This is a genomic window from Actinospineispora acaciae DSM 45401 (assembly GCF_000620785.1).
In the GTDB taxonomy this organism is placed as follows: domain Bacteria; phylum Actinomycetota; class Actinomycetes; order Mycobacteriales; family Pseudonocardiaceae; genus Pseudonocardia; species Pseudonocardia acaciae.
Genome location: NZ_JIAI01000084.1, coordinates 1 through 1,664 on the forward strand (window position 1 = coordinate 1; position 1,664 = coordinate 1,664).

The 1,664-nt window shown below is 72.2% G+C and carries 1 protein-coding gene; it reads left to right on the forward strand.

All coding sequences use genetic code 11. From position 1 onward, the window contains the following. Nucleotides 1-1,664 (forward strand): hypothetical protein (locus N912_RS64990; RefSeq protein ID WP_037070460.1); only part of this gene is annotated, 1,664 nt, incomplete at both ends.

Sequence of the window (1,664 nt, forward strand, 5' to 3'; positions counted from 1 at the left end):
TGCGACCCGGCACCGCCCGCATCAGGCTGCGGGTGCTGTCCCGCGTCGGGCTGGCCACCGGCGTCGGGCTGCTGGTGTTCGGCACCGCCCCGGTCACCGCGCCACTGGGCATCGGACTGACCGCCGCCTCCGCCGTCCTCGGCCTGCGGACCTGGTGGACCCCGCGCCGCTGGGCCACCCCGAAACAGCCGCGCGCACCCACCGCCCGGGTGCTGGTCCGCGCCGCCGTGCGGTTCATCGGCCCGCTCGGGCTCGCCGCCGGCCTCGGCGCGGCGGTCACCGCGTCCGGGCCGGTGGGCGTGGCCGTGGGGCTGACCGCCTCGGCGGGCTGGCTGTGGGCCTGGAAGTCGTCCTGGCACATCCGGCTGCGCAAGGACGGCAAGCGCCAGGACGTCGTCGTCGAACACCGCGTCTACACCACCGGCGTGCAGACCCTGCTGCGGCAGGTCCCGGTGCTGGGCAAGGTGCTGGAGTGGCTCGGGTTCACCCAGCTGCTGCACTTCAAGAAGTGGACCGAGGCGAGCCGTAAGGCCTGGCGGGACGAGAAGAACGCGTGGCTGGCGGCGAAGCGGGCCGGGTCGGTGCCGGGTGGGTTGCGCGGCCGGTTGCGCGGGATTCGGGCCTGGGGGGCGCGCGCCTGGGCGTTCGTCGGGCGGCTGAAGTACAACCGGGCGGGCACCGCGACCGGTCCGGTACCGCATGAGAAGGCGGCCCCGTGGGTGGGGCTGGCCCCGGTGTTCGGCCCGGAGTTCGGCCACGGGTTCTTCGGGATCGGGCTCAAGACCAGCGCCGGCAACCTGGGCCTGACCACGGTGCTGGACACCCCACCGCTCGATCACAACTCGGATCAGACGCGCAAGAACCGGATCTTCGGGATCTTCCCGGTGGTGCGGCTGTCGCTGCAGTTCTACGTCGGGATCTTCCGGATCGACTTCTTCCTGATCCACTTCGACGTGCCGGGCAAGAAGCTGGAGCAGAAGTTCGACACCCCGAAGCTGGTCGGCTGGCGCCGGTTCAACCTGCCGCTGCGGTTCTGGCACTGGGTGCGGGTGCACGACCTGAAGCCGTTCAACGGCAAGCCGTGGAACTTCATCTCCCAGACCCAGTTCGGCATCGGGTGGGGGCCGCGCCCGGCGCCACACGCCCCCGTGCAGGCGTCCAACTTCTTCGAGTACCGGGGCTCGCTGCAGAAGCTGTCCTACAGCGAGAACGGCACCGACCGCGAGACCATCGACATGGTCAACGGCGTCGGCCCGATGGTCGGCCAGAAACTGGCCCAGCTGGCGCCACGGTGGCTGCGCGCCCTGGCGGCCGGGCTGCAGCGCAACCTGACCGCGCGCCAACAGCCCTACCACACCAGGCTGCGCGATCGCGGGCTGGCGCAGCTGCGCCACACCGTTCACCGGCAGCTCGAACGGCGGGACGACGTCCACCGGAAGATCGAACGCACCGAGGACCGGATCCGGGCACTGGCCGCCCGCACCCGAGACCCGCTGACCGCGGCCGGGACGCTGTCCCGGGGGATCGGGCTACGGCTGCGGCTGGCCCACCTGCGCCGGCGCCACGCCCAGCTGCTCGCCGCGCTCAACGACAACACCCACCGGATCAACGCCTACGGCGACTTCTCCGGCAGCCCCTCCCAGGTGCTCGACCCGCCCGCGCCC